18 protein-coding genes are annotated in these 23,020 nt (G+C 71.3%); 10 read left to right on the forward strand and 8 right to left on the reverse strand.

All coding sequences use genetic code 11. The annotated features are described in order from the left end of the window. Nucleotides 1-120 precede the first annotated feature (120 nt). From OG379_RS25130 to OG379_RS25145, 4 genes are all read left to right on the forward strand, one after another. Complete coding sequence (locus tag OG379_RS25130; RefSeq protein ID WP_030123731.1) at nucleotides 121-303, forward strand: hypothetical protein; 183 nt, start codon at nucleotides 121-123, stop codon at nucleotides 301-303. 54 nt (nucleotides 304-357) lie between these two features. After that, a complete protein-coding gene (locus tag OG379_RS25135) occupies nucleotides 358-762 on the forward strand; it encodes a (deoxy)nucleoside triphosphate pyrophosphohydrolase (RefSeq protein ID WP_405665279.1) in 405 nt (134 codons plus the stop codon). A gap of 182 nt (nucleotides 763-944) precedes the next feature. After that, nucleotides 945-1,382 (forward strand): ATP-binding protein, encoded by a 438-nt coding sequence (locus OG379_RS25140; RefSeq protein ID WP_405665280.1) that lies wholly within the window; start codon nucleotides 945-947, stop codon nucleotides 1,380-1,382. A 193-nt stretch (nucleotides 1,383-1,575) separates the two neighbouring features. After that, nucleotides 1,576-4,149, forward strand: a complete 2,574-nt coding sequence (locus tag OG379_RS25145) for a SpoIIE family protein phosphatase (RefSeq protein WP_393764482.1) — start codon at nucleotides 1,576-1,578, stop codon at nucleotides 4,147-4,149. Nucleotides 4,150-4,174: 25 nt separating this feature from the next. Here OG379_RS25145 and OG379_RS25150 read toward each other — a convergent pair whose 3' ends face one another. The 7 genes from OG379_RS25150 to OG379_RS25180 form a co-directional block, all read right to left on the reverse strand. Continuing rightward, nucleotides 4,175-4,888 carry a PspA/IM30 family protein gene (locus OG379_RS25150; protein WP_405665281.1) on the reverse strand — a complete coding sequence of 238 codons (714 nt, stop codon included), beginning with the start codon at nucleotides 4,886-4,888 and terminating at the stop codon, nucleotides 4,175-4,177. A gap of 56 nt (nucleotides 4,889-4,944) precedes the next feature. Beyond that, nucleotides 4,945-7,065: a TPM domain-containing protein gene (locus tag OG379_RS25155; protein ID WP_405668637.1), complete on the reverse strand. Its 2,121-nt coding sequence runs from the start codon at nucleotides 7,063-7,065 to the stop codon at nucleotides 4,945-4,947. Between the two features lie 57 nt (nucleotides 7,066-7,122). Continuing rightward, a complete protein-coding gene (locus OG379_RS25160; RefSeq protein WP_405668639.1) occupies nucleotides 7,123-8,589 on the reverse strand; it encodes a glucoamylase family protein in 1,467 nt (488 codons plus the stop codon). 184 nt (nucleotides 8,590-8,773) lie between these two features. Then, the gene (locus tag OG379_RS25165) at nucleotides 8,774-9,976 is read right to left on the reverse strand and encodes a glycoside hydrolase family 1 protein (RefSeq protein ID WP_405665283.1); all 1,203 of its coding nucleotides are present in this window, start codon (nucleotides 9,974-9,976) and stop codon (nucleotides 8,774-8,776) included. Nucleotides 9,977-10,057: 81 nt separating this feature from the next. Next, a complete protein-coding gene (locus OG379_RS25170; protein WP_405665284.1) occupies nucleotides 10,058-10,933 on the reverse strand; it encodes a carbohydrate ABC transporter permease in 876 nt (291 codons plus the stop codon). Beyond that, nucleotides 10,930-11,919, reverse strand: coding sequence for a carbohydrate ABC transporter permease (locus OG379_RS25175; protein WP_405665285.1), 990 nt, complete (start codon nucleotides 11,917-11,919; stop codon nucleotides 10,930-10,932). Before OG379_RS25175 ends, OG379_RS25170 begins: the two co-directional genes overlap by 4 nt. Nucleotides 11,920-11,921: 2 nt before the next feature. Continuing rightward, the gene (locus tag OG379_RS25180) at nucleotides 11,922-13,169 is read right to left on the reverse strand and encodes a sugar ABC transporter substrate-binding protein (protein WP_405665286.1); all 1,248 of its coding nucleotides are present in this window, start codon (nucleotides 13,167-13,169) and stop codon (nucleotides 11,922-11,924) included. Between the two features lie 269 nt (nucleotides 13,170-13,438). On the opposite strand from OG379_RS25180, the gene OG379_RS25185 reads away from it, so the two are divergent. Next, nucleotides 13,439-14,419, forward strand: a complete 981-nt coding sequence (locus OG379_RS25185) for an acetylxylan esterase (RefSeq protein WP_405665287.1) — start codon at nucleotides 13,439-13,441, stop codon at nucleotides 14,417-14,419. A 36-nt stretch (nucleotides 14,420-14,455) separates the two neighbouring features. Here OG379_RS25185 and OG379_RS25190 read toward each other — a convergent pair whose 3' ends face one another. Beyond that, nucleotides 14,456-15,511 (reverse strand): LacI family DNA-binding transcriptional regulator, encoded by a 1,056-nt coding sequence (locus OG379_RS25190; protein WP_405665288.1) that lies wholly within the window; start codon nucleotides 15,509-15,511, stop codon nucleotides 14,456-14,458. 208 nt (nucleotides 15,512-15,719) lie between these two features. On the opposite strand from OG379_RS25190, the gene OG379_RS25195 reads away from it, so the two are divergent. From OG379_RS25195 to typA, 5 genes are all read left to right on the forward strand, one after another. Continuing rightward, nucleotides 15,720-16,196: a MarR family winged helix-turn-helix transcriptional regulator gene (locus OG379_RS25195; protein ID WP_405665289.1), complete on the forward strand. Its 477-nt coding sequence runs from the start codon at nucleotides 15,720-15,722 to the stop codon at nucleotides 16,194-16,196. Continuing rightward, on the forward strand, nucleotides 16,193-17,623 hold the full coding sequence (locus OG379_RS25200) for an MFS transporter (RefSeq protein WP_405665290.1): 1,431 nt from the start codon (nucleotides 16,193-16,195) through the stop codon (nucleotides 17,621-17,623). Before OG379_RS25195 ends, OG379_RS25200 begins: the two co-directional genes overlap by 4 nt. Nucleotides 17,624-17,670: 47 nt before the next feature. After that, a complete protein-coding gene (locus tag OG379_RS25205) occupies nucleotides 17,671-18,222 on the forward strand; it encodes an isochorismatase family protein (protein ID WP_405665291.1) in 552 nt (183 codons plus the stop codon). A 193-nt stretch (nucleotides 18,223-18,415) separates the two neighbouring features. Then, complete coding sequence (locus OG379_RS25210) at nucleotides 18,416-20,635, forward strand: ABC transporter family substrate-binding protein (RefSeq protein WP_405665292.1); 2,220 nt, start codon at nucleotides 18,416-18,418, stop codon at nucleotides 20,633-20,635. A 335-nt stretch (nucleotides 20,636-20,970) separates the two neighbouring features. Continuing rightward, nucleotides 20,971-22,845, forward strand: a complete 1,875-nt coding sequence (typA, locus tag OG379_RS25215; RefSeq protein WP_393764370.1) for a translational GTPase TypA — start codon at nucleotides 20,971-20,973, stop codon at nucleotides 22,843-22,845. Nucleotides 22,846-23,020: the final 175 nt, after the last annotated feature.

A 23,020-nucleotide genomic window follows, 5' to 3' on the forward strand; every position in this document is an offset into this window, starting at 1 on the left:
ACGCATCCGCTGAGTGAAGGTCAGGCGTACGCTCGGGCATATGCGTACTGCGGTTTCCTGGGGATCCTTAGAGACGTGCACGCGGGTGGGGAGAGGGGCGGGATGCAGGGGAAGGAACTCATGACTGACAGCGGTGCCGTGCTCCCCTGGCTGGTGATCAGACAGGACGACAACGGCAACAGATACCGCGTCGGGCGTTATGCGACGCAGGACGAGGCTCAGAAGATCGCCGACGGCCTGGACCGTCACGGACACGAGCAGCTCTACTGGGTGGAGCGAACGAGCCGGAGCGCGCGCCCTTAGGCCGTGACCACCCGGCGCCACCGGCGGGAGAGAGCCACGGTTACGCTCCCGCACATGAGTGATTCCGTGGTGGTGGCCGGGGCCGTCTGCGACGGCGGGCGGCTCCTGGCCGCCCGCCGCAGTGCCCCGCCGGAGCTGGCCGGACGCTGGGAGCTGCCGGGCGGCAAGCTGGAGCCCGGGGAGAGCGGTGAGCAGGCGCTCGTGCGGGAACTCCGCGAGGAGCTGGGCGTGGAGGCGGAGCCCCTGGAGCGCATCCCGGGGGAGTGGCCGCTGAAGCCCGGCCTCGTGCTCCGGGTGTGGACGGTGCGGCTGCTGTCGGGCGAGCCCACCCCGCTGGAGGACCACGACGAGCTGCGCTGGCTCGCGCCGGAGGAGACGGACACCGTCGACTGGCTGGACCAGGACCGCCCCGCCGTGGCCGAAGCCGTACGCCGACTGCGGGAGGCCTCGCGGGCCTGAGCGACGCGGCCGCGAGGCCCTGCCGCCCCGGGCCGGCGTCCCGTTTTCCGCCTGCCTGTCGGCATGGCGACGTACACCCGTACGCCCCATAGGTCGGTGTCTGCGATAGGTTGCGCTGAATATCGGGTAAGTGCCGATTAGACCCCTTGAACAGGGTGCGCCCCCGTTGCCGGCTCTGGGAAGTGATCGGCGTGACCGATACCGAAGGCGATTCTGCCGAGTGGAGCTTTCCGGCGGTGCCGGGCTCCGTGCGCAGCGCCAGGCATGCGGTCCGTGACGCACTGCACCAGTGGGGGTTCGACACGGCGGTCGGTGACGTCGCCGTGCTCCTCGTCAGCGAACTCGTGACCAATTCCCTGCGCCATGCCTCCGGCCCCATCGGCGTCCGGCTGAGGTGGCCGCATCCCGACGGTGAGGCGCCCGACGCAGGTGCCGAGGGGCGGGGCCTGCTGGTGGAAGTCTCCGATCCGGTTCCGGATCCGCCCACCGAACGCACGGCCGGACCCGAGGACGAGGGCGGTCGCGGACTGCAGCTCGTGGCTTGTGCCGCGCGCCGCTGGGGGACCCGGCGCGGGAAAAGTGGCAAGACCGTGTGGTTCGAGCTCGCTCTGCCTGGTTAGGAGTGGGGAGGGACGCACAGCGATCACCGGAGGTCGGGCAGAACCTGGCTGAAAGGGACTGAGACCTTGCTGTGATCGTGAACGCCGTGCCGGTGAGGGCCGTAGTGCTGAATACTGCGGGCAGGACCGGTCCGGTGTGTGAGCTGGAGGGGACGGTCGCGTGAGCGAGATACCTGGAACGGCGGGCGACGTCATGTGGCAGAGCAGCCCGCCCGGCTCGATCTATGACTACATCAGGGTCGCATCGTTCTCGATCGGGCCCGACGGGCTGATCGAGCAGTGGAGCCGGCGGGCCGCCGGTCTCTTCGGCATGGCCTCCGACGAGGTGGTGGGCAAGGACCCGGTCGAGGCCTTCATGCCCGCCGAGCTGCGCCCGGATGCCCACAGGCGGGTCGCCGAGATCCTGGACGGCAAGGAGTGGACGGGCGTCGTCCCGTTCCGGATCCCGGGCGAGAACGGGGTCGGCGGGCTTGCCGAGATCTATGTCATGCCGAGCGAGACGGGGGCCGGTGAGCGCGCCGCGCTCTGCATCGTGGTCGACGTCAGAGCGCTGCGGCGCATCGAGACGGACCTCGCCGCCTCGCAGGCGATATTCGGCCAATCTCCCTTCGGTTTCGTCCTCTTCGGTACGGACTTCACCGTCGTGCGCGCCAACAAGCGGTTCGCCACCGTCTTCGGCGGCGAGGCCGACGACCACCGCGGCCGCACGGTGGACGACTACCTGACCCGCCCGGAGGCCGAACGCCTCTCCAGCACGCTCAAGCGGGTCCTGGAGACCGGTGACGCCGTCACCGACCTCCAGCTCGTCGGCACCCCGCCCGGCACCACGGGCCGGCGCCACTGGTCCATGAACCTCTACCGGGTGCACAGCGGCGCCGGGCGTCCCGTGGGTATCGCCGGACTCGCCACCGACGTCACGCAACGGCACATCGCCGCCCGCGAGGCCGCCAGCGCCCGCCGTAATCTCGCCCTGCTCAACGAGGCCAGCGCCCGCATCGGCAACTCCCTCGACCTGGAGACCACAGCCCGGGAACTGCTGGACGTCGCGGTGCCCGTCTTCTGCGACCTCGCCTCCGTCGACCTCTACCAGGGGCTGCTCACCGGCGAGGAGGCCTCGCCCTCCAGCTGGGGCAGGCACCAGGAGTCCGGCACCGGCTCCGCGGAGCTGCGCCGGGTCGCACAGGCCAGCGCCGTATCCGACGCCCTCCCCGGAACCTTCTCCGCCGTGGGCGGTGGGGTGGATGCCGCCGGAGAAACGGGGCCGCCCGCTCTCGGTTCGGTCCACCGCTACCCGTTCCACTCGCCCTGTGCCGTCGCCCTGCGCACCGGCCGCGTCGAGGCCGTGCCCGGCGACGAACGCGGCTTCGTCCACTCCACCCTCGCCGTGCCGATGGTCGCGCACGACGTCGTCGTGGGCCTGGTCCAGTTCTCCCGTACCAAGGGCAGCGAGCCCTTCGGCGAGCGGGACCGGGCGCTGGCCACCGAGCTCGCCGCCCGCGCGGCCGTCTGTATCGACAACGCCCGCCTCTACCGCCGGGAGCACGAGCGGGCGCTCATCCTCCAGCGCAGCCTGCTCCCGCCGGGCGACCCCGAGGCGGCGGGTCTGGACATCGCCTGCCGCTACCTTCCGGGCAACACGGCCACGGAGGTCGGCGGCGACTGGTTCGACGTGATCGAGCTTCCCGGTCACCGCACGGCCCTGGTCGTCGGCGACGTGATGGGCCGTGGACTGCGGGCAGCCGTCGCCATGGGTGAACTCCGCACCGCCGTGCGCACGCTGGCACTCCTGGACCTGGAGCCCGCCGAGGTCCTCTCGGCCCTGGACGAGGTCGCCCGGGGTCTTGGCACCCCGGGCGGCGGCGAGCGGAGCGAAGGCTTCGGCGCGGGCGGCGGCGCCCAGTGGCCCTCGCGGGCCGCCCACAAGTCACGGGAGGCAGACCTCTCCGAGGTGTATCTGGCGACCTGCGTGTACGCGGTGTACGACCCGGTCACCCGGCGGTGCACCTTCGCCAACGCCGGTCACCTCCCCCCGGTGGTGGCCGAGCCGGGCGAGCCCGCCCTCCTGCTCGACGTGCCCCCGGGCATGCCGCTCGGCGTCGGCGGCGAGCCCTTCGAGGAGGTCGAGGTGGAGCTCAAGGAGGGCGCCCTCCTCGCCCTGTACACCGACGGGCTCGTCGAGTCGCGCGACCACCCGCTCGACGAGGGCCTCGACGCCTTCCGGCATGCCCTCGCCGAACCGTCGCAGCCCCTCGAGGACGTCTGCGACCACGTGCTGACGACCCTCGACACCCGGCACGGCGAGGACGACATCGCCCTGCTGATGGCCCGTATCCAGGGGCTCGCCCCGGACGCGGTGGGCGACTGGCGGCTTCCGCGGGAGCTCCGCTCGGTCGCCCGCGCCCGTGAGCTGGCCCGCACGCAGCTCATCAGCTGGGGCCTGGACGACCTGGTGGACACCACCGAACTGCTCGTCAGCGAACTCGTCACCAACGCCCTGCGCTACGGCGAGGGAGAGATCCGGCTCAGGCTGCTCCGCGACCGCACGCTCGTCTGCGAGGTGTGGGACGCGGGCCTCGTCCAGCCGCGGCGCCGGCGCGCACGCGACACCGACGAGGGCGGGCGCGGGCTGCAGCTCGTCGGGCTGCTCAGCGCGGCCTGGGGATCGCGGCGCACCCCGCGTGGCAAGACGGTCTGGTTCGAGCTGGCGCTCCCCGACGGAGAGCCCGCCGCCGAACTCTCCGTGGACCAGTTGCTGAGCATGTACTGACGGGGTCCGGCCGGCGCGGTCCAGGTCAGGAAGCGGACTTCAGAGCGGCCAGCCGGGCCTCGATCTCCGCACTGTCCCCGAGGCTGTCCAACTGCTCGAACTGGGCGTCCAGCGACGACGCGGCGAGTTCCTGCTTGCCCACCGCCCTCGCCTCCTCGCGCCGCACCTTGTCCTCGAAGCGGCCGAGTTCGCTCGTCGGGTCCATGACGTCGATGCTCTTGACCGCGTCCATCATCCGGTTCTGCGCCTGGGCGGACGCGGCGCGCGCGACCAGCTCGTCGCGCTTGGACTTCAGCTGGGTCAGCTTGTTCTTCATCTGGTCGAGACCCGACTTCAGCTTGTCCACCACCACCGTCTGCGAGGCGATCGCCGGCTCGGCCGTCTTCGCCTCCTGCTCCGACTGGAGCTGCCTGCCCAGCGCCACCTTGGCGAGGTTGTCGAACTTGTCGGCGTCCACCCCCGCTCCCGCGGCCCGCAGCTCGTCGGCCTTCCTGCTGGCGGCGAGGGCCTTCTGGCCCCACTCCCTGGCCGCGTCGACATCCTCCCGGTGGTCCTCCTCCAGCAGCCTGAGATTGCCGATGGTGGCGGCCACCGCCTGCTCGGCCTCCGCGATGTTGTTCGTGTAGTCGCGGATCAGCTGGTCCAGCATCTTCTGCGGGTCCTCCGCCTGGTCGATCAGGGCGTTGATGTTGGCCCGCGCCAGCTGAGTGACGCGGCCGAGGACGGTCTGCTTGGTCATGGCACCTCTCCTTGTGCGAGATCTCTTCGTACGAAAGCCGGTGGGGCGTGTCGCAGTCAGAAGCGGCCTCCGCCGCCGCGCCGGCCACGGGTCCCCCCGCCGCCGAAGCTGCCCGGCCCGCCGCCGAACCCGCCCCCGGAACCAACCGACCCGCCCCCGAATCCGCCGCCGAACCCCCCGCCCCGCCCGCCGAGCAGCCCGCCGAGGAGGATGCCGCCCAGCACGGCACCGCCCGTCCCGCCCCCGCCGCGTGGACCGCCGAAGCCGCCCCCGTCGCCGTAGCCGCGTACGTCCTGCTCGGCCAGGCTCCGCGCCTGCGCGGCCAGCGCGTCCGCCTGCTGCGCCTCGGCCAGGGCGGCCTGCGGGTCGTTCCCCTCCGACAGCACCCGGGCCCTCTCCCACCGCCGCTGCGCCTCCGCCAGCCGGGTGCGTGCCTGGCTGCCGACCGCACCCCGGTTGGTGGTGATGTAGTCCGCGGCGGCACCGATCGCCGCCCGCGCGGTGAGCATCGCCTGGTCGAGCAGCGAACGGGCGCGCCGGGTGCCGTGCTCCTGTTCACGGGCTCCGGCCAGCGCCTCGTCCAGCGCGGCGTCCGCCTCCTCCACCCTGCGCAGCGCGTCGATCGGGTCGTACGGGCCGGAGCCGATCTCCGCCCTCACATCGCCGGCCACCGCCTCGGCGCGGGCCACCCGGCCCCGCAGATCCGCGGTCGGCACACCCTCCGGGGTACCGTCCAGCAGCCCCCTTGCGTCCGCGAGGTCCGTCTCCGTCTCGGTGAGCGCGCCCGGCAGCTTGTCCGCGGCCTCGGCCAGCTCCCCGGCCCGCCGGTCGACCGCGTCCACGAGGGTGGCCACCTGCTTGATCGCGCCCTCCGCCGCACGGACGTAGACCGCGGCGCGGGAGTTGTCCTCGCTGTCCACGGCCTGGCGCGCCTGGTTGAGGGTGGAGGTGACGAAGACCAGGCGGTCCTTGGCCTGTTCGACGTCCCCGGCGGCGGGAGCGGTCGCGGACCCGGCGTACCGCTCCCGCATCGTGCCGAGGGCCGTGTCCGCGGCGGAGACGCGAGCGACCAGGTCGCGGTAGGCGGTCTCGGCGGTGGCCACGGCCTGCGGGGCGGTCTGTTCGAGGGAGCGCAGCCGGTCGAAGTCCTCGGACACGGCGTCCAGGCGTCCGTCGGCGTCCGCGCAGCGGCTGATGATCTCGTCCAGCATGCGGCGCCGTGTCGCGTCGTCCTCGGGGAAGGCGTCGTCCAGCTGCTGCCGCAGCCGGAAGGCCGCCGTCAGCTCGTCCTTGGCGTACCGGACCGCCTCGGCGAATGGAGCCGCGGCCTCCTCGCCGAACTGGGCCGTGGCGAATCCGAGCTCCTCCTCGCTGGTGCGCACGGCGTCGTCCGTGTCGACCAGGTCCTCCTTCGCCCGCGCGTCCAGGTCCGGCAGGGGGACCGGCGGTTCGGCCGCCGCCCCGGCCTCGCCGCCCCAGCCGCCCGCCGCCGGTGTCGTCCGGGTCTTCGTACGCCTTCTGCGGCGGGTGAGGGCGAAAGCCGCGACGGCGCACACGACCACGAGCACGGCCACGGGCACGATCAGGTTCGCCGAGGCACCGCTGTCGGAGTCGCCCCCGGGATCGGCGGCGCCCGGCGTGATGGCGGGGGCCGGTACGGGTTCGCCACCGAGCACCGCGGCATAGCCGTCGGCGGCGCCGATCGCCGCTCCGGCCCAGTCGTTCTGCCGGAGTGCCGGCTCGATCGCCGTGTTCGCCACGTCCTGGAGCTGAGTGTCGGTGAGGCGTGCTCCCTGGTCGACGGAGTAGGCGTACTGCCGGTCGTGCGTTGCCACGGCCAGCAGCACGTCCTCCTGGCCCAGGCCGTTGCGGTTCGCGGTCTCGTCGGTCCAGGTCTGGGCGTCCCGGCCGGAGAAGTCACGGACGTACGCCACGAACAGCTGCACCCGCTGCTCTTCGAACAGGCGGTCGAGTGAGGCCTCGACCTGCCGCTCCCGGTCACCGAGTGCGTCCACCTTGTCGGTGATCTGCCCCTCGCGGGACAGGGTCACGGGGTCCTCGGCCCGGGCTCCCGGAGCGCCCGGCAAGGCGGTCCAGACCACCGCCGCCAGGGCGGCGATGAGGACCCTGCCGGGTATCGAAAGCCGGGACATCCCGGTACGGCTCGCAGGCGGCATCACATTTGGGAGGCTATGTCCGCCCCCTGCCGCCCGCGACCCGGCACCGAGGACCGGTCAGATGCTGAAGCGCTCCGCGGCGAGCAGTGGGCGCACCCGCGTCCGGAAGCCGCCGGACCGGAACGGCCGCTGGAGCAGTCCGGGCCTCAGGGCCTGGGCCAGCGCCGCGATGATCATGCCCTGATCCAGTGCCAGCATGAAGTCGCTGACCCGGCCGGTGCCCACATTGACCGAGTCCCGGAAGCCGTACCCCTCGTGGTACGCGCCGAGGTCGCGGTCCAGCGCCCGGAGGTTGTCCACCGCCTCCCGGCGGGCGTACGGCAGCGCGAGGAACGAGGCGTGCGGGGTGACCACACCGTTGGTGAACGCCGACGGGTCCGGCAGCGGCGCGCCGTCCGTGGTGTACGTGCGGTCCGTGTTGGACGCGTAGCCGTCGACCTGCATGCCCAGCGCGTCGACGCCGTACTCCTGGTAGCCGCCCTCGGGGACGTTCGCGGGGGAGAAGCCCCAGTAGCCGTACCCCGCCTCCCGCAGACCGTGCTCGATCTGGCTGCGGACGTAGCGCTGGTGGCTGCGGCCCCAGGACCGCGGCGACCACTCCGGCTCGGGCACGAAGAGCGGCACCATCAGCGCCTCGAACATCGAGCCGCCCCAGGTGGGGACCAGCTTCCGTCCGCCGTGGGTGTAGTGCCCCTGCCAGACACGCACACCGTCCATCACGGCGTACGCGCCACCCGGGTGCTGCTCCTGCTCGTGCTCGGGCAGCATCGTGCGCAGCAGGTGCCAGTAGTGCCGGGACGGCAGGGAGCCATCCGCGATGCCGAGGTAACTCGCCATGCGGGGCTCGGTGTTCAGGGCGCCGTAATGGTGGGCCGTGGGCTCCTCCGTGTCGGTCCAGAAGCCGCCGCGCAGCTGTCCGGGGCCGGCCACGGGGTCGTACGGGTCGTACGGCGTGTAGTAGTACGACCAGTCGGCGGTGGAGAGGATCCGCTCGATACGGGGGCGGAGCGACGGCGCCGCGTCGGCGGCGATCCGCAGTCCGGTGACCAGCCAGGCGTTGTCCACCGAGGAGAGGAACGGGCGGACGGGGTCCCCGGTGCCGGGCCACTCCGTCAGCACGGAACCGTCGTGGGCGTCGTACCAGTTGAGCCAGAAGCCGTGGTGGCGCTCCAGCTTCTCGACGGCGGAGACGGTCCGCTCCAGCGTGCGCAGCATCGCGGCTCCGCCGATCACGCCGAGCCCGCCGGCCGCCACCGCCGACCAGAGGCCGCAGCCGATGTTGGTCGGCGAGGTCTGGCGGGACACCACGGGCGCGGAACCGCTGACGTCGATCTTGTCGGCGGTGAGGCCGAATCCGGTCGTCATCGCCTCGACCGAGCGGTACGTGTCGCGGAACCAGGCCAGAAGCTGCCCGGATCCGGATCGGTCTGCCGGTGCGGCGACGGCGTGCGGGGCGGTGAGGGCCCCGGCCGACAGGGCGGCGGCCCCCGCCCCGGCGGCGGTGAGAAATGTGCGACGGTCCATCGGATACCTCTCGGGAAGAGTCATCGACTGTCACGGTGCGCGGGCCCGGACGCGTCCGGGCGGGGTGGCGGGGGAGCCGTCGCCGGTCAGGTGGCGGCGGCTCCCCCGCCGGAGGGACCGTCGCGACGGTCCCTGCTCCGGGGCCGGCCCGACGCCTGCTCGGGGCGCCGGGCCGAGGCGGTTGTCAGCCGGCGGTGCGGGGCAGTTCGCGGGATCGGCCGAGGGAGCCCAGCCACTCGGCGGAGGGGCGGGCGGTCCGCTCGAACGTCTCCCGGTCCACGCCGATCAGGCCGAAGGTCGGGGTGAACGAACCCCACTCGTAGTTGTCCAGGGCGCTCCAGGCCAGGTAGCCCTGGACGTTGAGCCCGTCCTCGATCGCGGAGGCCACCTCGTTCAGCGCGCCCGCGTAATAGGCGACGCGGCGGGTGTCGTCGGAGGTGGCGATGCCGTTCTCCGTGACGATCAGCGGCATTCCGGCGCCGACGACCTCGGCGGTGTGACGCAGGGCGTGCCCGACGGCGGCCGGGTAGTACTCCCACTGCGTCAGCGTCCGCTCGACGTCACCGGACGCGGGGACCGGGCCGTCCGGGCCGATCTCCGTACGGGTGTAGGACTGGACGCCGATCCAGTCGTCGCCGCGGGCGGCCTCGATGAAGACGTCCTCGCGCGGGTGACGGTAGGCGGCGGTGACCTCCTCGGCTCCCGGACGCGCCTGGTAGACCTGGTTGGCGATCGTCCAGCCGACCTGGATCCCGGCGTCGAGCGCCCGGACCTCCTTCACGGCCGCGTGGTGCGCGGCGATGACCGCCTCGGTGGTCTCGTCGTCCGGGGTGGGCAGTCCGGCGGGCGGGAAGCCGATGTCGCCGCGCTTCGCCTGGCCCGCCATCACGGCGATCATGTTCGGCTCGTTGATGGTGCAGACGTGGCTGACGCCTTCGGAGATCACCGGTGCGCAGGCCGCGACGTACCGGGCGAAGAGCTCCACGGCGCCGTCCGCCGTCCAGCCTCCGCGCGCTTCGAACCACTGGGGCACGGTGAAGTGGTGGAGGGTGACCATCGGGCGCAGCCCGCGGGCGATCGCACCCTCGACCATGCGCCGGTAGTGGGCCAGCTCCGCCCGGGAGAACCGTCCCTCGGCGGGCTCGATGCGCGCCCATTCGACGGAGAAGCGGTAGTCGGTGAAGCCGAGGGACGCGAGCAGGTCCATGTCCTCGTGCCAGCGGTGGTAGCTGTCGCAGGCGTCGAGGCTGGGCTCCTGGATGTGCGTGCCGGTGGAGTGCTCCTTGACCCACCAGTCACTGTTGGTGTTGTTGCCCTCGATCTGGTGGGCGGCGGTGGAGGCGCCCCAGAGGAAGCCATCGGGGAACGGGACCGGGGTGTGCGTCATCGCGAAACGTCTTTCCTGTGCGTGAAGGGGGACGGGCCGGGGTGGGGTGCGGCCTCGTGGGTGTGCGGAGGGCGGGCCGGGCTACTTCATGCCGGCCGTGGCGATGCCCTGGGTGAAGTGCCGCTGCAGAGCGATGAAGAGGATCAGCACCGGCAGCACGACCAGGAAGGCTCCGGCCATCAGCATGCCGTTGGAGCCGCCCGCCTTGTTGGGGTCGGTCGCGAACGTGGCCAGGGCGACCGGGAGCGTGTACTTGTCCGGGTCGTTGGTCGCGATCAGCGGCCAGACGAAGTTGTTCCAGGAGCCGAGGAACGTGAAGATCGAGAGCGTCGCGAGAGCGGGCTTCACCAGCGGCATCACGATCCGCCAGAAGATGTACCACTCGCCGGCGCCGTCCATCCTGGCCGCCTCCAGCAGCTCGTCCGGGATCGACTGCATGAACTGCCGCATCAGGAAGACTCCGAACGCCCCGGCCGCGAAGGGCAGCACCAGACCGGCGTACGAGTCGATCAGCCGGAGCTTGCTCATCAGCACGAAGAGGGGCAGGAGCATCAGGTTGCCGGGCACCATCAGGGCGCCCAGGACCACACCGAAGATCTTGTTGCGGCCGACGAACCTCAGCTTGGCCAGGGCGTACCCGAGCATCGAGCAGAACACCAGGTTCGAGACGGTGACCAGCACCGCCACGATCACGGAGTTCATGAAGTAGAGCGGCAGGTCCAGCTTGTCCAGCAGCTCACGGAAGTTCGCCAGGGTCCACTCGGTCGGGATCCACACCGGGGGACTGGCCGAGAGGTCGCTCGTCGTCTTGAAGGACGAGACCGCCATCCAGAGGAACGGCGCCGACATGATCAGCAGGCCCAGCGAGAGCAGGACGTAGACCAGGGGCCGCCCGAAGGCGCGGGACTTTCCCGTGGGCGCCGCCCGCACGGCACCGGGTGCTCGGTGGACGGTCATTTCGTGTTGTCCTTCAGCAGTCGGAGCTGCAGCACCGTGATGCCCATGATCACCACGAAGAGCACGTACGCCATGGCGCTCGCGTAACCCATGTGGAAGAAGTTGAAGCCCTCGCGGTACATGTTCAGCGACACGGTCAGCGTGGAGTCGGAGGGGCCGCCCTGCGTCATCACGAACGGCTCCTCGAAGACGTTGAGGTAGCCGATGGTCGTGATCACGGTGGCGTAGAGCAGCGTGGGCCGCAGCAGGGGCACCGTGATTCCGCGGAACTCCTGCCAGATCCCGGCGCCGTCGAGCCGAGCGGCCTCCCTGACCTCGGGCGGGATGGCCTGCAGGCCGGCGATGAAGAGCACCATGACCGTGCCCACGTTGCGCCAGACCGCCATCGCGATCATCGACGGCATGGCCAGGGCCTCGGAGCCGAGGAAGTCCGGTGCGGTGAGGCCCACTTCGGAGAAGAGACCGGCGACGAGCCCGTCGCTCGGATCCAGGACGAACCGCCAGACGACGGCGACGGCCACGATGGTGGTGACCACAGGCGCGTAGAAGCCGACCCGGAAGAAGGTCCTCGCCCGGTCGATGCCGTTGTTCAGCAGCACGGCGACGACCAGCCCGAGGGCGATCGTCAGCGGGACGCCCACCACGACGAAGTACGCCGTGTTGAAGAGCGACTTGAGGAACTTCTCGTCGCCGAACAGCTCGACGTAGTTCTCGAAGCCGATGAAGTTCGCTTCCCAGGGGCGGGTGACGTTGCGCAGCCCGAAGTCGGTGAAGCTCATCAGCAGCGTGGCGAGGATGGGGAACGCCATGAAGACGGTGAACAGGACGAGGAACGGGGTGGAGAAGAGCCAGCCCGCCGCGTTCTGTACACCCATCGAGCGCTTCCTGCGCCCCGCGCCGTCCCGGCCGCCCCCGGTCGGGGGCGCCCCGCGGCCGGGCGCCTTCACCTTGGCCGGCTGCGCGGCGCTTGAGGTCGTGGTGCCCATGGCTACTGCTTCACGAGGCTTTCGATCTCGGACTGCGCGGTCTTCAGCGCGTCCTCGGCGGATGCCTTGCCCTGCGTCACCTTCGCGATCGCCTGGTCGACCTTGTCGGTGATCTCCGTCAGCCTGGCGGAGGACGGCGAGGACTTGGCGGTGTCCATCTGCTTCTTGAAGATCTGGAGGTTCGCGTCGTCGGCGAGCTTGCCGGAGTCCCAGGCCGCGGTGTTCGCGGGGAGGTCCTTGGTGCGCTCGTACCAGTCGGCCTGGCCGTCCGTGCCGGTGAGGTAGGCGATGAACTCCTCGGCGGCGGCCTTGTGCTCACTGTCCTTGGAGACCACCAGCGAGGAGCCGCCGGCCATGGAGGCGGAGGTCCTGTCCGCCGGGACGGGGGCCACCGCCCACTTGTCCTTGATCTGCGGCTGCCCCTCGTTCAGCAGGGTGACGTGCCAGGGGCCGCCGAAGAACATCGGGACCCGGCCGTTGCCGAAGTCCTTCACCACGTCGTATCCCGGCTGCACCGACTTGTTGGAGATTCCCTTGTCGAAGTACGAGCCGTACTCCTTCAGCGCCCTGACCGCCGCAGGGCTGTCGATGACCGCCTCGCCCTCGTCGTCGACGATCTCTCCGCCGGCGGAGTACAGGAAGGGGTAGAAGTTCTGCACCGTGTCCAGGCCGCTGGGCTGGATGGACAGGCCCCACTTGGTGCCGGCCTTCTTCTGGTACGCGGTCGCCAGGTCCTGCATCTCCCGCCAGTCGGCGGGCGCCTTGTCGACGCCTGCCTTCTTCGCCAGGTCGGTGCGGTAGTAGAGGACGCGGGTGTCGACGTACCACGGCACGCCGTACGCGGTGCCGTCCACCTCGCCCTGGTTCCAGCCGGCCGGGAAGAAGTCCGCCTTGTCGAAGACCTTCGTGTCGACCGGCTCCAGGACGCCGAGCTCGGCGAACTCTCCCATGTAGCTGCCGCCCATCTGCGCCACGTCCGGCATGGTGCCCGCCGCGGCGGCGGAGACGAGCTTCTGGTGGGCGACGTCCCAGCCGACCGGGGTCACCTTGACGGTGACGTTGGGGTGGGACTTCTCGTACACCTCGGCCACCTCGGCGAGCTTCTCGCCCTCGGCCCCCATGGCCCAGACGGTGAGCGTCTGCTTCGCATCCGCGGCGACGTCGTCGCCACCTGAGCTGCCGCACGCGGAGACGGAGAGGGCGAGCGACACGGCGACGGCGGCGGAGGCGGTTCTGGCGGTGCGGGACATGGAGGGCTCCTCCTCGAGCAATCCGAATGTATGCGCTGCCTGTAAGCGCATACATCACTCTGCGGCAGTCGTTCGGGAATCCGCAAGAGGGTGCTGGGTCACACTCGTGCAACGTGCTCGACACCTGGAGGTCCCTGAGGCCTCGCCGTGGAACCGTAAGCACACCGTTTGCGGATTTGAAGTGGATGTGAGTGATTCCGCTTGTTTCGAGGGGTTAGGAGCCCAGGGGCGGCCCGGTGGAGCCTCGGAGAGGCCCTACTGTCCTGCTCATGGCCCCGTTCGCGCACGACTTCCCCTTCGACCCCGCCTACGGCAGGACGCTCGACGACCTGCTGCGCATACCGGCGCCCGCGCCGCCCGGGGACTTCGAGGACTTCTGGAGGGCGCGCCACCGGGAGGCACTGGCGGTCGTCACGGCGCCCGAGGTGGGTCCGGTCGAGGAGGAGCGCGACGGGATCCGCCTGCACGGCGTGACCTTCACGTCCGTCGGCGGCGTACGCCTCGGCGGCTGGCTCGCCCTGCCTGCCGGGTGCGACGCGGAGCACGGCTTCGTCATCGGGCACGGGTACGGCGGCCGCCAGGAGGCCGGGCCCGACGTGCCGCTGCCGCTGCCCCGGTCCGCCGCGATCCTGCCCTGCGTGCGCGGCATGGGGGCCCGGGGTCTGCTGCCCGGCGTCCCGGACGAGGCCGCGGGGCATGTCCTGCACGGCATCGGCTCGCGCGACACCTATGTCATCGGCGACTGCGTGGCCGATCTCTGGTGCGCGGCCACGGCGCTCCAGGAGCTGCTGCCCCGGCTGGCCGGCCCCGGTCGCCTCGGCTACCTCGGGGAGAGCTTCGGCGGCGGGCTCGGGGCCCTCGCGCTGCCCTGGGACGAACGGTTCGGCGCCGCGCAGCTCACCGTCCCGACCTTCGGGAACCATCCGCTGCGGCTCACCCTGCCCTGCGCCGGCAGCGGGGAGTCCGTGCGCGCCCACCACCGCGAGCACCCCGAGGTGACGGAGGTGCTGCGGTACTTCGACGCGGCGACGGCCGCCGCGCGGCTGGAGCTGCCGACGCTCGTGGCGGCGGCCCTGTTCGACCCCTCGGTGCCGCCGCCGGGCCAGTTCGCCGTGCACAACGCGCTGTCCGGCCCCCGGGAGCTGATGGTGCTGAGAGCGGGGCACTTCGCGTACGAGGGGCTCGCGGACGAGAGCGCCGAACTCGCCGTGCGGCGCGAGCGCTTCTTCGGGGCGTGGCTCCGAGGCTGATCGCGGCTCCAGGACACCGTCCCGGGCCGCCGCAGGTCAGCCGCAGCCGCAGCTGGCCCGGCGGGCCAGGGAGACGGGCAGCTCCAGCGACACCGGGGCACGGCCCGGGTCGGCAAGTCGTTGCACCAGCAATTCCACAGCCTGCTCGCCCAGTTGGCGGATCGGCTGCCGGACGGTCGTGAGGGACGGGCGCACGATCCGGCTCAGCGGGATCCCGTCGAAGCCGGTCACTGCGATGTCCTCCGGCACCCGCACCCCGCGCCCCTCCAGCGCACGCAGCGCCCCCACCGCCATCTGGTCGTTGGCGAAGAGCATCGCCTCCGGCGGCTCGGTGTCCCGGTCGAGCAGCGCCTCGGCGGCACGCGCCCCCTCGGCCCGAGTGATCATCGCGGTCCGCAGGTCCGGCGCGTCCGGAACCGGCAGCCCGGCGTCACGGCACGCGTCGCGGTAGCCGTGGAACCGCGCCTCGGCGTCCGGGGAGTCCGGATCGCCCCCGACGAAGGCGAGCCGGCGCAGCCCGTGGTCCTCGATCAGATGGCGGGCCAGCTCCCGCTCGCCGGCGGCGTTCGCGACGACGATGTGGTCGAGGTGGTCGATCTCGCGCGGTCCGGCGAGCATCACCACCGGGAGCCGGCGCGATATGACCTCCAGGTCCTCGGTCGGTACGGTCTGCGCCAGTACGGCGAAGCCGTCCACCCGGCCCGCGACCTTGGCGACGAGGCTCTCCGGCCCGCCCTGCAACGACGCGGCGATCAGGAGGGCGTAGCCGTGCCGGCGGGCCGCCCGCTCCATGCCGCGGATGATCTGGTCGGAGTACAGCATGGCGGCGTCGTCGGCCCCGCTGTCGGTCTCAGCGTCGGCCTCGGCGTCCGGATCGGCGTAGTCGGGGAAGCAGAGCCCCAGCACCCCGGTGGTGCGGCTGGCCAGCCCCCGGGCGTTGCCGCTCGGCACGTAACCGAGCTCGCGGGCAGCCTCCAGCACCCTTTCGCGCGTCTGGGCGCGCACGGAGTCGGGGTTGCGGTAGACCCGGGAAACCGTGGCGATCGAGACGCCCGACCGCTCGGCGACGTCGTACACCGTAGGGGCGCTCACTCGACCGACCGTCCGCTTCTTCTTCGTACGCTGCACCCGCTGCTGCGGGTGGCGGCCCTCTCCTGAAAGCGCATTCACCCTAGATCGCGGGCCCGGCGGCGGGCAACAGCGGGCCTGCTCGCGCGCCATCCGTGGCACGCGCCGGTCTTTGCCCAAGGATAGACAGGCTGCCTTGCAAGATGCCCTGTCCATCTTTACGGTGGAGAGCATGCCCGGAACGTCCGAAAACCCCGATGCCGCAGCGCCGCGGATCCCCGTCGACCCCACGGCCGAGGATGTCGCGACAGATCTCTCGGCTGTGGTCGGGCGGCTGCTCAGGCGGCTGCGGAGCTCCTCGGCCGACAGTCTGCTCACCCCCTCCCAGCGCTCGGCCCTAGCCAGACTGGAGGACGGCGGACCGGCCACCACGGCGGCGCTGGCCAGGGCGGAGCTCGTGCGGCCCCAGTCGATGCGGCTGACCCTCGGCGCGCTGGAGAGCCAGGGGTTCGTCACCCGCACCCCCGATCCGGAGGACGGCCGGAAGTCGCTCGTGTCGGTGACCGAGGAGGGGAGCGCCGTCCTCGCCGGGGTGCGGGCCGCCAAGCGGAGCTGGCTGGCCGAGGCGATCGCCGGCGAACTGGACGGGGCGGAGCGCCGGGCGCTCGCCGAGGCCGTCGAGCTCATCGGCCGTCTGGTCGACAAGTGACCCGGTACGGGACGGATGTGACCCCCGGCGCGCCGGTGGCGGCGCCCCGGCCCGCCCCGCCCGTGGAGGACGGCCCCGGATTCAGCGCCCGGCTCACCGCGCCGCTGCTGATGGGCTCCCTGCTCAACCCGCTGAACACCACGATGATCTCCACCGCCCTGGTGGCCATCGGGCACTGCTTCGGCATCGGTGCCGCCGACACCGCCTGGCTCATCTCCGTCCTCTACCTCGCCAGCGCCGTCGCCCAGCCCGTCCTCGGCAAGCTCGCCGACACCCTCGGCCCGCGCCGGGTCTTCCTGGCCGGCCTCGTCGTCGTGGTCGTGTCCGGGGTGGTCGGTGCGCTGGCCCCCGGTTTCGGCACCCTGATCGTCTCCCGGCTGCTGCTCGGCATCGGTACGTCGGCCGCCTACCCGGCCGCCATGGCCGTCCTGCGTGACGAGTCGCGCCGGCTCGGCCGGCCCACCCCCCGCCCCGTGCTCGCCAGGCTCTCCTTCGCGGCCCTGGGCAGTGCCGCCGTCGGCCCCGCGCTCGGCGGGCTGCTCGTGTCGGTCGTCGGCTGGCGCGGCATCTTCGCCGTCAACGTGCCGATCGCCCTGCTCGCCTTCGGCGCCGCGCTGCTTTGGGTCCCGGCCGACCCGCCGCGCGACCGGGCCGCGGACGGGGGCGCGCCGAAGCTCTCCCTGGATCCCCTGGGCATCGGGCTGTTCACCACCGCGCTGACGGTGCTGGTCTTCTTCCTGCTCGACCTCGCCCACCCGCAGTGGTGGCTGCTCGCCCCCTTCGCCGTCCTGACGGCAGTCCTGGTCCGGTGGCAGCTGCGCACCCCGCAGCCGTTCATAGACATCCGGATGCTCGCTGGCAACGGCCCCCTGCTGCGCACGTACCTGCGCCACGGCCTCGGCTACCTGCTGATCTACTGCGTCATGTACGGCTACACGCAGTGGCTGGAGGAGGCCCGCGGCTTCTCCTCCGGGCACACCGGGCTGCTCATGCTGCCGATGTCCGTCACCGCGCTCGTCTGCTCGCTGCTCGGAGCCCGCACGAAGGGGCTGCGTGCCCCGCTGACCGTGGCCTGCCTGCTGCTCACCGCCGGCGCGGGCATCCTCGTGTTCCTCTCCGGTGACACCCCGCTCGCCGTCCTGCTGCTCGCCGGAGCGTGCTTCGGCGCCCCGCAGGGGCTCATCGGCACGAGCAACCAGGCGGCCGTCCAGGCCTACGCGCCCCCCGAGAGCATCGGCGCCGCCGCCGGACTCCAGCGCACCGCCCAGTACATCGGCGCCATCACCGCGTCCAGCCTGATCGCCCTGGCCTACGCCGACGCGGCGAGCGACGCGGGACTGCACCTCATGGCTGCGGTCTCCGTCGTCCTGGCCGTGCTGCTGGCCGTCCTGACCCTCACCGACCGCGCCCTGCGCGCCCGCGCCTGAAATCCCCCAGCACATATCCGCACATCAGCACATCAAGGAGTACGCACATGACCGCCACCGTCCTGGACCCCCGGACCGCACTCGTCGTCGTCGACCTGCAGAAGGGCATCGTCGCCCTCCCGACGGCCCACCCGGCCGAGGGCGTCGTCGCCAACTCGGTGACCCTCGCCGAAGCCTTCCGGGCCAAGGACCTCCCGGTCTTCCTGGTCCGCGTGACGGGCGGCGCCCCCGGCCGCACAGAGGGCCGGGCCCCGGCCGGCAAGCCCGCCGCGGACTGGGCCGACATCCTGCCCGAGCTCGGCCCGCGCGACGGAGACACCGTCGTCACCAAGCAGCAGTGGGGCGCCTTCCACGGCACGGCGCTCGACCTCGAACTGCGCCGCCGCGGCATCACCCAGGTCGTGATCACCGGCATCGCCACCAGCATCGGCGTCGAGTCCACCGCCCGCGCCGCGCACGAACACGGCTACCACGTCACCGTCGCGACCGACGCCGTCACCGACATGGACGCCGACGCCCACCGCAACAGCGTCGGGAAGATCTTCCCGAGGCTCGGCGAGACCGACACCACCGCCGCGATCGTCAAGCTCCTGGGCTGACCGCCGCCGGGCCGGTTCCGGGGCCGCACGGGTGACGTCCGCGGCCCCACCGGCCGCGCCTGCCGCCTCCCTCGCGTGAAGGTGCTTTCAGTGGATCAGCGAATCAGTCTGATCAACTGCAAATGCCACCAGAACGCATCATCCGGTCCATTCCGGTACGGGGTGGGCCGGGCCGGCCCCGGAGGTATCAGCCATGGCCCACGTCGGCGTCCCACGCGGGACGGCCCGAAAGCGCCGCTCGGTCGCGCTCCTGGCGACAGGTGTGCTCACGATCCCGGTACTGGCGGGCTGCACCTCGGACAGTGAGGGCCCCACCGCGGTGGCCGTCCCGCAGGACATCGCCCCGGCCTCCCGGGACCGGGTGACCGAGGGCTCCACCCTCACGTGGGCGATCGACGCGGTCCCCGCCACCCTCAACACCTTCCAGGCCGACGCCGACAGCGCGACCACGCGGATCACCGGCGCCCTCCTGCCCTCGCTCTTCCCGCTGGACGCGCGGGGGGAGCCCGAGCTGAACCCCGACTATCTGGAGTCGGCGAAGGTCATCGAGCAGGAGCCCAGACAGGTCGTCCTCTACAAGCTCAACCAGCAGGCCGTGTGGAGCGACGGCCGGGAGATCGGCGCCCCCGACTTCGTCGCCCAGTGGCGCGCGCTGAGCGGCAAGGACTCGGCCTTCTGGACCGCGCGCAACGCGGGGTACGAGCGGATCGAGAAGATCGAACGCGGCAAGGACGATCTGCAGGTCCGGGTCACGTTCTCGAAGCCGTACGCGGACTGGCGCTCGCTCTTCTCGCCGCTGTACCCGAAGGAGGTGACCGGGTCGCCCGGCACCTTCAACGACGGCGCCAGGGCCGCACTGAAGAACACCGCCGGACCTTTCCGGCTGCGCAGCGTGAACAAGGACAAGGGCACGGTCGTCCTCGACCGGAACCCCCGCTGGTGGGGCGACGAGGCCAAGCTCGAATCCCTGGTCTTCCGCGCAGTCGAGCCCGAGGACCGCACCGACGCGCTGACCGAGGGCACGGTGGACGTCGCCGACATCGACTCCGCCACGGCGAACAGCATCGCCCTCGCGGCCCGTTACCGGGGCGGGAACGGGCAGCCGCCCGCCCACGGCCCGGGAGCCGACGTCACCCCGGCCGCCGCCCTGCGGTCCTGGGCCCTGGCCCACGGTTCGGACGAGGAGGCCGCCGAGACCGCGCAGGCCGCCCGCGAGAAGAACCGGGAAGCCGTCGCGGTGTACGCCGCCGAGCAGAAGGCGCTGAAGGGCTTCGCCGTACGCAAGTCGCTGGAGCCCGCCTACACGCAGCTCGCGATGAACGGCGAGTCCGGGCCGCTCTCCGACGACCGGGTGCGCCGCGCCATCGCCCGCACCCTGGACCGGCAGGAGCTCGCCGACACCGTGCTGAAGCCGCTCGGCCTGCCCGCGAAGCCGCCCGGCAGCCACCTGGCCCTGGCCGGGCAGCCGGCCTACAAGGACGGCAGTGGCGCGCTCGGCGACCGGGACACCAAGGAGGCGCAGGCGCTGCTGGCCGACGCGGGATGGACCGTGGGCGGGGCCGTCCGCAAGACCGAGGACACCAAGGCGGGCAGCGAGGCCGAGAAGAAGGCCGCGGAGAAGAAGGCCGCGGAGAAGAAGGCCGAGGAGAAGGGCGCCGACAAGGCGGACAAGGACGACAAGGCCTCGCGCGAGGAGGGGACGTACATCGTCGGCGACGAGAAGCCGGGCGACCGCCCCGCCCGCGACGCCGAGGTCACCGCGCAGGACAAGCAGCCCGGAGGCGCCCCCGGCGCCTACGCCCCCGCGGGCACGGCCGCACCCGCCCCCGCCGCCGTCAAGGACCGCCTCGGCAAGGGCGGCAAGCCGTTGACCCTCCGCTTCGTCCTGCCCTCGGGCCCCGGATCGCAGCCGCTGCGGACCGTCGGGGAGAAGATCGTCGAGATGCTGGACGCGGTCGGCATCGGCACGCAGATCACCAAGGTCGACGACGACAGCTACTTCAAGGACCACATCGCCTCCGGCGACTACGACATGGCGCTGTACTCCTGGCCCGCCACCGCCTACCCGGCGACCGACGGGCGCCCGATCTTCGCCAAGCCGGAGCCCGCCACCGACGGCTCGCTCCTCGTCGAGCAGAACTACACGCGGGTCGGCTCGGACCACATCGACCAGCTCTTCGACCGCGCGGTCTCCGAGCTCGACGCCAACGCGTCGAGGGACCTCCTGAAGCAGGCCGACGCACGGATCTGGGCCGCCGCCGGATCGATTCCGCTGTATCAGAGGCCACAGCTGGTCGCCGTCGACAAGAAGCTGGCGAACATCGGTGCCTTCGGCTTCGCCGCCCCTCGTTACCAGGACATCGGATTCACCGGGCGAGAAGCGGCAGGTTCCCCCGCGAATCGGAAGAAGTAGCAGGTCAAGGCCGTATTCAAAGCTCAGATACAGCTCAATTCCCTTGCCCGCCGGAGTCCCCGGCGGGCAAGGTGGTGTCCGCCCAGACCCGGGCTGCTCGTCTTCCCACACCCCTTGCCGTCCGGCCACGCACCGGCTGGACGATGACGTAATACCGGCTGAATATCGGCTGAATAGTGGCTGTAGCCCTGCCCTGTGGATCGGGCCGGGAAGCCCCGGACCGATCGGGCCCGTACCATTGGACTAGCCGTGGCGTGCCGCCCGGCGGGCGTACGAGGACTCGAAGACCGACTGAGACGCCTGATCCCACGATCCGAGAGAAGCGCAAGCCACCCATGCCCACGCGCCACGACATCCGTAACGTAGCCATTGTCGCCCACGTCGACCACGGCAAGACCACGCTGGTCGACGCCATGCTCAAGCAGGCGGGCGCCTTCGCCGCGCACGCCGCCGAGAACCTCGACGAACGCATGATGGACTCGAACGACCTGGAGCGTGAGAAGGGCATCACGATCCTCGCCAAGAACACGGCGGTGAAGTATCACCCCAAGGACGGCGGGGACCCGATCACGATCAACATCATCGACACCCCCGGCCACGCCGACTTCGGCGGCGAGGTCGAGCGTGGTCTGTCGATGGTGGACGCGGTCGTCCTGCTGGTCGACGCCTCCGAGGGCCCGCTGCCCCAGACCCGCTTCGTGCTGCGCAAGGCCCTGACCGCCAAGCTGCCGGTCATCCTCTGCATCAACAAGACGGACCGGCCGGACTCCCGGATCGCCGAGGTCATCGACGAGACCTACGACCTCTTCCTGGACCTGGACGCCGACGAGGACCAGATCGAGTTCCCGATCGTCTACGCCTGTGCCCGTGACGGCGTCGCCTCGCTGACCAAGCCGGAGGACGGCACCGTCCCCGCGGACAGCGACAGCCTGGAGCCCTTCTTCACGACCATCCTCTCCACGGTCCCCGCGCCGGAGTACGACGAGGCCGCCCCGCTGCAGGCCCACGTCACCAACCTGGACGCCGACAACTTCCTCGGCCGTATCGCGCTGTGCCGCGTCGAGCAGGGCGAGCTGCGCAAGGGCCAGACGGTCGCGTGGATCAAGCGCGACGGCACGATCTCCAACGTGCGCATCACCGAGCTCCTGATGACCGAGGCGCTCACCCGCAAGCCGGCCGAGAAGGCGGGCCCGGGTGACATCTGCGCCGTCGCCGGTTTCCCGGACATCATGATCGGCGAGACCCTGGCCGACCCCGAGAACCCGATCGCGCTGCCGCTGATCACGGTCGACGAGCCGGCCATCTCGATGACCATCGGCACGAACACCTCGCCGCTCGTCGGCAAGGGCGGCAAGGGCCACAAGGTCACCGCCCGTCAGGTGAAGGACCGTCTGGACCGCGAGCTCATCGGTAACGTCTCGCTCCGCGTCCTGGACACCGAGCGCCCGGACGCCTGGGAGGTCCAGGGCCGTGGTGAGCTCGCGCTCGCCATCCTGGTCGAGCAGATGCGCCGTGAGGGCTTCGAGCTGACGGTCGGTAAGCCGGAGGTCGTCACCAAGCAGGTCGACGGCAAGACGCACGAGCCGATCGAGCGCATGACCATCGACTCCCCCGAGGAGCACCTCGGCGCCATCACGCAGCTGATGGCGACCCGTAAGGGCCGTATGGAGACGATGACGAACCACGGCTCCGGCTGGGTCCGCATGGAGTGGATCGTGCCCTCCCGCGGCCTCATCGGCTTCCGTACGGAGTTCCTGACCCAGACCCGCGGCACGGGCATCGCGCACTCCATCTTCGAGGGCCACGAGCCCTGGTTCGGGGACCTGCGCACCCGTCACAACGGCTCGCTGGTCGCCGACCGCTCGGGCACGGTGACGCCGTTCGCGATGGTCAACCTCCAGGAGCGCGGTGTCATCTTCACCGAGGCCGGCACCGAGGTCTACGAGGGCATGATCGTCGGCGAGAACTCCCGCGCCGACGACATGGATGTGAACATCACCAAGGAGAAGAAGCTCACCAACATGCGTGCGGCTTCCGCGGACACCACGGAGAACGTGGTCCCCGCCCGCAAGCTCTCGCTGGAGCAGTCCCTGGAGTTCTGCCGCGAGGACGAGTGCATCGAGGTGACCCCGGAGACCGTGCGTATCCGCAAGGTCGTCCTGGACCAGAAGCAGCGCGGTCGCACGGCCTCGCGCGCGAAGAACGGCTGACCTGGTCCTGATCGCCCGCGTCGGCGTCCGAACCGTCGGAACGAGCCATTGACATGAGGCCTGGACCCCCGCAGACACTGTGGGGGTCCAGGCCTTTCGTCAACCTGTTTTCCTGACCGAGGTGTCCGGATATCGTGCGTCGCTCTCCGGAACATGTGTTAACGGTCCGTTTCGG

The sequence above is a fragment of the Streptomyces sp. NBC_01166 genome (assembly GCF_045039765.1).
Classification (GTDB): Bacteria; Actinomycetota; Actinomycetes; order Streptomycetales; family Streptomycetaceae; genus Streptomyces.